Annotated in this window: 6 protein-coding genes; all 6 read left to right on the forward strand. The window is 66.4% G+C overall.

Features of this window, described 5'->3' with window-relative positions; genetic code table 11:
- The first annotated feature begins 275 nt into the window (after positions 1–275).
- Genes C468_RS07775 through C468_RS07800 form a run of 6 tightly spaced genes read left to right on the forward strand, consistent with a single transcriptional unit; the run spans position 276 to position 6724 of the window.
- Positions 276–1625, forward strand: a complete 1350-nt coding sequence (locus C468_RS07775; protein WP_008848336.1) for an extracellular solute-binding protein — start codon at positions 276–278, stop codon at positions 1623–1625.
- 18 nt (positions 1626–1643) lie between these two features.
- The gene (locus C468_RS07780) at positions 1644–2714 is read left to right on the forward strand and encodes a carbohydrate ABC transporter permease (RefSeq protein ID WP_008848337.1); all 1071 of its coding nucleotides are present in this window, start codon (positions 1644–1646) and stop codon (positions 2712–2714) included.
- Positions 2714–3550 carry a carbohydrate ABC transporter permease gene (locus C468_RS07785; protein ID WP_008848338.1) on the forward strand — a complete coding sequence of 279 codons (837 nt, stop codon included), beginning with the start codon at positions 2714–2716 and terminating at the stop codon, positions 3548–3550. Before C468_RS07780 ends, C468_RS07785 begins: the two co-directional genes overlap by 1 nt.
- Positions 3551–3553: 3 nt before the next feature.
- Complete coding sequence (locus C468_RS07790; protein ID WP_008848339.1) at positions 3554–4675, forward strand: ABC transporter ATP-binding protein; 1122 nt, start codon at positions 3554–3556, stop codon at positions 4673–4675.
- A gap of 5 nt (positions 4676–4680) precedes the next feature.
- Complete coding sequence (dgoD, locus tag C468_RS07795) at positions 4681–5829, forward strand: galactonate dehydratase (RefSeq protein WP_008848340.1); 1149 nt, start codon at positions 4681–4683, stop codon at positions 5827–5829.
- A gap of 40 nt (positions 5830–5869) precedes the next feature.
- Positions 5870–6724: an SDR family NAD(P)-dependent oxidoreductase gene (locus tag C468_RS07800; protein WP_008848341.1), complete on the forward strand. Its 855-nt coding sequence runs from the start codon at positions 5870–5872 to the stop codon at positions 6722–6724.
- Positions 6725–6886: the final 162 nt, after the last annotated feature.

Below are 6886 nucleotides of genomic sequence, written 5' to 3' on the forward strand. Positions count from 1 at the left end.
GAGAGAACAGGACCGCCGATCGAGAGATTATACTGTGTATAAATTTTATAAATTTATCGGGTATAACCCGTATTATTGTTGTGGGGCGGCTTAAATCTGAAAATATGTATATAATATCCCTCTGTTCAGCCCAAGAAAACACAAATAGCGCGGTTCTACACCGTTTTTAGAACAACTGTCCAGTGATTTTATATAGCTGTAGCATGAGGGACGGATAGTCAGGTACGATCATGACCAACAAGCCAAACTACGCAGAATACGGGCGACGTCGACTCATGAAGGGCGCGGGACTCGCGGGGATCGCGGGGCTGGCCGGCTGTATCGGAACCGGCGATCCCGGCGGGAGCGACGGGAGTGACGGAAGCGACGGCGACGACGGGAGCGATGGCAGCGACGGCAGCGACGGCGACGACGGCAGCGACGGCGGTAGCGGCATGGCGTCGGAGATCAACGTGTGGGGGTGGGACGTCGCCGCGCGGGCGCTGATGATCACCGCCGAGGAGTACGAGTCCGAGAACGACGCGACGGTCGCCGTCGAGGAGTTCGGTCGGTCCGCGATGAAGGACCGGCTCCAGACGAACCTGCTCTCGGGCTCCGGCGCGCCGGCGGTCTCCATGTTGGAGTCGGTCGACGGCCCCTCGTTCATCGACACGGGCTCCGTCGCGCCGCTCACCGACGAGATCGAGGAGGCGGGGGTCCAGGACGACTTCGTCTCCGGGAAGTGGGAGGCGCTCACCGTCGACGGCGACATCTACGCGCTCCCGTGGGACACCGGTCCGACGGCGGTGTACTACCGGCGGTCCATCTACGAGGAACACGGCCTTGACCCCGAAGGCATCGAGACGTGGGCGGACTTCATCGAGGAGGGCCAGAAGCTGCCCGACGACGTGGACATGCTCAACCTCCCCGAGGGTGACCTCTCCGGCGTCTGGCGGTACCAGTTCCGCCAGCTGTCCGGCGAGCCCTTCCTCGAGAGCGGCGAGGTGAACATCCACAACGAGAAGTCGCTCCGCGTGGCTCAGAATATCAAGGAGATATACGACGCCGACATCGCGGCGAACATCGAGGGCTGGACCTCGGCGTGGTTCAGCGCCTACGGCGACGGCACCGTCGCCTCGCTCCCTTCGGCCGCGTGGATGGAGGGGACCCTGCGCGCCGAGCTTCCCGACACCTCTGGCGACTGGGGCGTCTTCAAGATCCCCGCGCTGGAGTCGGGCGGCCCGCGGGCGTCGAACTGGGGCGGCTCCAACCTCATGATCGCGGACCAGGTCTCCGACGACAAGAAGGAGCGGGGCTGGGACTACATGGAGTACTCGCTGGCGACCGAGGAGATGCAGCTGGCGATGTACGACGAGTACGGACTCTTCCCGGCGCTGGAGACCACCTACGAGGACCCGGTGTTCGACGAGGAGCTTGACTTCTACGACGGACAGCCCGCGCGGGCGCTCTTCGCCGAGGTCGCACAGGAGGCCCCCGGCTACCGGTTCACCGAGGACACGCCCGAGGTGTCGCAGGCCATCGAGACCGAGCTCCAGCGGATGATCAACGGCGAACAGTCCCCGGAGGAGGCCGTGCAGGCGGCCGCGGAGACGGTCGCCGAGAACACCGATCGGGACCTCGCGTAACCGGGGAGCATCGATCGCATGGCCACTTCCGACGAAACAGACGATCGGATCGGACAGGCGTACCGCCGCCGCGTCCGCACGACGGTCCGAACGGCCGCGAGGAAGTTCAGGCGAGCGGCGCGACCGCTCTGGGACCGGTTCCGCTTCGCCAGACAGGACCTGACGGCGGCGACGCCGACGCTGCCGCGAGTCGCGTACATCTTCATCGCGCCGTTCTTCCTGCTGTTCAGCGTGTTCCTCGCCTTCCCGGTGTTTTACACGCTGTACCTCTCGTTCTTCGAGTATCAGGGCGTCGGCCAGGGGTCGCTGTTCTGGGTCGACCTCGGCCCGGTGTACCTCGAGATCCCGAAGATCGCCCGGCTCGATTTCGTCGGGCTCGGGAACTACGCCCGCCTGCTCGGCAACGACCTGTTCTGGCAGTCGATGTTCAACACGTCGTACATCCTCGTCATACAGGTCCCGCTGATGATCGGGCTGGCGCTCGCGCTCGCGCTCGCGCTGAACGCGTCGTTCCTGCGGCTCAAAGGGGTGTTCCGCACCGCGATCGCGTTGCCCGTCTCGGCGAACCTCGTGGCGTACTCGACGGTGTTCCTGCTGCTGTTCAACGAGCAGCTGGGGTTCCTCAACTACGTGCTCGCCGGCGTCGGGCTCGGGCCGGTCCCGTGGCTGACCGACGGGTTCTGGGCGCGGAACACGATCATCGCCGCGGTGACGTGGCGCTGGACGGGGTACAACATGATCATCCTGCTCGCCGGGCTCCAGACGATCCCGCAGCAGCTGTACGAGGCGGCCGAGATCGACGGCGCGAACCGGTGGGAGAAGTTCCGCTACGTCACGCTCCCGCAGCTCAAGCCGGTGTTCCTGTTCGTCGTCGTCCTCTCGACGATCGGGACGTTCAAGCTGTTCGCCGAGCCGTACGTCATCACCGGCGGCGGTCCGACCAACTCGACGATCACCATCGTGCAGTACATCTACCGGCAGGCGTTCGTCAACTTCAACCTGGGCTACGCGAGCGCGCTCACGGTCGTGTTCGTCGCGGTCGTCAGCGCGTTCTCCGTCGCCCAGATCAAGATCGGGGGTGAGGACTGATGCGCGAACAGCGGCGGAAGGACGCGGTCTGGCGGTTCCTCACCTACGCCTTCGTCATCACGATGGTCGTGGTGATGATGGTCCCCCTGTACTGGATGCTGGTGGCGGCGACGCTCCCGCAGGAGCAGTTCCTGCAGTTCCCGCCGCGGCTGATACCCGGAACGGCGTTCCTCGACAACTTCGCGGCGCTGCAGGAGCGGCTGGACTTCGTCCGGACGATCCGGAACAGCGTCCTCATCGCCGTCGTCTACACGCTGCTGTCCTTAGTGCTGTGTTCGATGGCCGGCTTCGCGTTCGCCAAGTACGAGTTCAAGTTCAAGGAGCCGATCTTCTACGCGATCTTAGCGACGCTCGTGTTGCCGATCCAGCTCCTCGTCATCCCGCTGTTCCTGCTGATGGCACAGCTGGACTGGACGAACACGTTCCGAGCGATCATCCTCCCGTGGGCGGCGAACCCCATCGGGATCTTCCTCATGCGGCAGAACATGAAATCGATCCCGGACGCGCTGCTGGAGTCCGCCCGGATGGACGGGGCGACGGAGTTCCAGATCTTCTACCGGATCGCGCTCCCGACGATGCGGTCGTCGCTGGCCGCGCTGGCGATCATCTTGTTCCTGTTCCAGTGGGACCTGTTCCTGTACCCGCTCGTGATCCTCGAGACCGCGGACATGTACACGATCCCCATCGGGCTGGCGCAGTTGACCGGCTTCCAGCGGATCTACTACGACCAGATCATGGTGGCGGCGACGCTCGCCATCGTCCCGATGGTCGTGTTGTTCTTAGTGCTGCAGAAACAGTTCGTCAGCGGCATCCTCGCGGGGTCGCTCAAGGAGTAACCAATGTCAGGAATCAACATCTCTGAACTCGACAAGGTGTACGACTCCGGAACCGAGAACGTGGTCGCGGTGGAGGACCTCTCCGTCGAGATCCACCACGGCGAGTTCCTCGTCCTCGTCGGGCCGTCCGGTTGCGGGAAATCGACGACGCTCCGCTGTCTCGCCGGCCTCGAGGACGTGACGGACGGCTCGATACGGTTCGGCGACGACGACGTCACGGACCGCCGGGCCAGCGAGCGCGACGTGGCCATGGTGTTCCAGAACTACGCGCTGTACCCGCACATGACCGTTCGGGGCAACATCGGCTTCGGACTGAAGCTCTCGACGAAGCTGACCGGCGACGAGATCGAGCGGAAGGTGGAGAGCGTCGCCGAGATGCTCGGCATCAGCGAACTGCTCGACGAGAAGCCGAAGGCGCTCTCCGGCGGCCAACAGCAGCGCGTGGCGCTCGGACGGGCGATCGTCCGGGAGCCGTCCGTGTTCCTGATGGACGAGCCGCTCAGCAACCTCGACGCGAAGCTCCGGTCGGACATGCGGACCGAGCTGCAGGAGCTCCAGGCCGACCTCGACGTCACGACGGTGTACGTCACGCACGACCAGACGGAGGCGATGGCGATGGGCGACCGGATCGCCGTGATGGACGGCGGCGTGCTCCAGCAGGTCGGCGCGCCGGAGGACGTGTACCGCTCGCCCGTGAACCAGTTCGTCGCGGACTTCATCGGCTCGCCGAGCATCAACCTCTTCGCGGCCGACGTCGACGGCGCGACGCTCCGGGGCCCCGGCGGGTTCACGTACGAGCTCGCCGACCCCGAACCGGTCGCGGGTCACGACCGCGTCAGCGTCGGCGTCCGACCCGAGGACATCACCGTCGTCGACGCGGGCCAGAACACGGCCGACGTGACGGTCGTCGAGCCGATGGGGAACGAGAACTTCCTCTACATGGAGATGGCCGGCCACGAGCTCACCGCCCGCGTCGCTCCGGCGGTCCGGCCGACGGAGGGCACGCACGTCCCGTTCGACTTCGACGAGGCGGCGCTCTACCTGTTCGACGGCGAGACCGGCGACGCGCTCAAGACCAAGACGGACACCGTCGACTCCGCGGTCGTCGGGACGACTGAAGACTGACTACTATGTACATCACCGACTACGAGCTGTTCGAAGTACCGCCTCGCTGGCTGTTCCTGAAGCTGACGACGAGCGACGGCACCGTCGGGTGGGGAGAGCCGATCGTGGAGGGCCGCTCCCACACGGTCGTCGCCGCGGTCGAGGAGCTGCTCGACAACTACCTGCTCGGCGAGGACCCGACGCGAATCGAGGACCACTGGCAGTCGATGTACCGCGGCGGGTTCTACCGCGGCGGCCCGGTGCTGATGAGCGCCATCGCCGGCGTCGACCAGGCGCTGTGGGACATCAAAGGGAAGCAGTTCGGCGCGCCCGTTCACGAGCTGCTCGGCGGTCGCGCGCGCAACCGGATCCGCGTGTACCAGTGGATCGGCGGCGACCGACCGGCGGACGTCGGCGACGCCGCCCTCGAGAAGGTCGACGCGGGGTTCTCGGCGCTGAAGATGAACGCGACCGCGGAGCTGCGGCCGATCGACACCCCAGCCACGGTGAACGACGCGGTCGACCGGATCGCGGCCGTTCGGGAGTCCGTCGGCGACGAGGTCGACATCGGGGTCGACTTCCACGGGCGCGTGTCGAAGCCGATGGTTCGGCGGCTCGCGGCCGCGCTGGAGCCGTACGACCCGATGTTCATCGAGGAGCCGGTGTTGCCCGAGCACAACGACTCGCTCGCGGGGATCCGGCAGTCGACGACGATCCCGATCGCGACCGGCGAGCGGATGTACTCGCGGTGGGATTTCAAGGAGGTGCTCGAGACGGACGCCGTGGACCTGATCCAGCCCGACGTCTCGCACGCGGGCGGGATCACCGAGATGAAGAAGATCGCGTCCATGGCCGAGGCGTACGACGTGTCGGTCGCGCCGCACTGCCCGCTCGGGCCCATCGCGCTCGCGTCCTGCATTCAGGTCGACGCCTGCACGCCGAACGCGCTGATCCAGGAGCAGTCGCTCGACATCCACTACAACGAGACGAGCGACGTGTTAGACTACCTCGCCGACCCGGCGTTGTTCGAGTACCGCGACGGCTTCGTCGACATCCCCGGCGGCGACGGGCTCGGGATCGAGATCGACGAGGAGCACGTCCGGGAACAGCGCGGCAACGTCGACTGGCACAACCCCGTTTGGCGACACGACGACGGCTCCGTCGCGGAGTGGTGATCCGCGTGTCACTGGACGCGCCCCGACGCGGAGGGGATCGATGACCCGCCGGCACGAGTCGCCGACCGAGCGCGCGGTGCCCGGCCGGTTCGCCGGCGAGACCGCGATCGTCACCGGGTCGACGCGCGGGATCGGCGCCGGAATCGCGGAGCGGCTGGCCGCCGAGGGCGCGAACGTGGTCGTCAGCGGCCGCACCGCCGAGGCCGGCGAGGCCGTCGCCGGGCGGATCGCGGACCTGACCCCGGACGAGTCGGCCGACGGCGCGCCCGCCGGGGACGCGACGTTCGTCCGCGCGGACATGCGCGATCCAGATGACGTGGCGGCGCTGGCCGAGGCGGCCGCCGAGCGCTACGGCTCCGTCGACGTGCTCGTGAACAACGCCGGCGTGCAGACGGAGACGGCCGCCGACGAGGCGACGCTCGACGACTGGGAGTTCGTCGTCGAGACGGACTTCAGGGCGTACTGGCTCGCCGCGCGGGCGGCCCTCGAGCACATGGACCGCGGGGCGATCGTGAACGTCTCGTCGAACCACGCGTACGCGACGATGCCCGCGCACTTCCCGTACAACGCGGTGAAGGCGGGGATCAACGGCATGACGCGGTCGCTCGCCGTCGACTTCGGTCCCCGCGTCCGGGTGAACACGGTCGTCCCCGGCTGGGTCGAGATCGAGCGGACGCGCGAGGAGCTCCCCGAGGGACGGTTCGAGGAGGTCGAGTCGATCCACCCGACCGGCCGGATCGGCACGCCGGCCGACGTCGCCGGGGCCGTCTCCTTCCTCGCGAGCGAGGACGCCGCGTTCGTCACGGGGGCCGCGCTGCTCGTCGATGGCGGTCGCGGCGCGGTGATGCAGGACGACACGCTTCCGGACTACCGGGCGCGAGACCGCTCGGAGTAGTCGATCGGGAAACTTCCAGATTTTTGGGTCTGTTGAAATTCTCCGAAGATCCTATACTGTGAATCGCTGTGATCGATACAGCGACGGCAATGAGCGAGAGCGGGAGTAAGTATCGCAGATCGGGGGTTGAGATACAGTACTGTCTCTTATACACATCTCTGA

It is taken from the genome of Halorubrum kocurii JCM 14978, assembly GCF_000337355.1.
In the GTDB taxonomy this organism is placed as follows: domain Archaea; phylum Halobacteriota; class Halobacteria; order Halobacteriales; family Haloferacaceae; genus Halorubrum; species Halorubrum kocurii.

Excerpts from the sequence above, each read along its gene's own strand:
- C468_RS07775 (WP_008848336.1), top strand. The coding sequence starts at position 276 with ATGAAGGGCGCGGGACTCGCGGGGATCGCGGGGCTGGCCGGCTGTATC.
- C468_RS07785 (WP_008848338.1), top strand. The coding sequence starts at position 2,714 with ATGCGCGAACAGCGGCGGAAGGACGCGGTCTGGCGGTTCCTCACCTAC.
- C468_RS07800 (WP_008848341.1), top strand. The coding sequence starts at position 5,870 with ATGACCCGCCGGCACGAGTCGCCGACCGAGCGCGCGGTGCCCGGCCGG.
- dgoD (WP_008848340.1), top strand. The coding sequence starts at position 4,681 with ATGTACATCACCGACTACGAGCTGTTCGAAGTACCGCCTCGCTGGCTG.
- C468_RS07790 (WP_008848339.1), top strand. The coding sequence starts at position 3,554 with ATGTCAGGAATCAACATCTCTGAACTCGACAAGGTGTACGACTCCGGA.
- C468_RS07780 (WP_008848337.1), top strand. The coding sequence starts at position 1,644 with ATGGCCACTTCCGACGAAACAGACGATCGGATCGGACAGGCGTACCGC.